This is a genomic window from Caballeronia sp. LZ029, assembly GCF_031451275.1.
In the GTDB taxonomy this organism is placed as follows: Bacteria; Pseudomonadota; Gammaproteobacteria; order Burkholderiales; family Burkholderiaceae; genus Caballeronia; species Caballeronia jiangsuensis.
In genome coordinates this window covers 1-323 of record NZ_JARUXO010000074.1, presented here as the reverse complement: position 1 = coordinate 323, position 323 = coordinate 1, and the positions used below count along the sequence as shown (strand labels likewise).

The 323-nt window shown below is 63.5% G+C and carries 1 protein-coding gene; it reads right to left on the bottom strand.

Annotated features, from left to right (window positions below):
• A partial coding sequence (locus QCE73_RS34105) for a UxaA family hydrolase (protein ID WP_309885349.1) occupies positions 1-323 on the bottom strand: 323 nt, incomplete at both ends.

Here is a 323-nt window from a genome sequence, read left to right as displayed (position 1 = left end):
GGCTCTCGCTTGACGCGATTCGCCGCCGCGAGCATGCCCTTCACCAGTTCGATGCCATGCGCTACGGTCTTCGCCGTGCCGCCCGTTTCCTGAATGTTGAAGGTCTTGAGGAACGATGCTTCGGTGAGACCTTGCGTCTCCATCATGCGAGCGATCTGGTTCGTCTCGCAGCCGAGGCCGATGACCAGCACGCCCGCAAAATTCGGATGCACCGCATAGCCGCCGAGCGTGCGTTGCAACAGCGCGAGTCCTTCGCCTTCGGGATCGACCGCGCAGCCGACGCCGTGCGTCAAGGCGACGACGCCATCGACGTTCGGATAGGC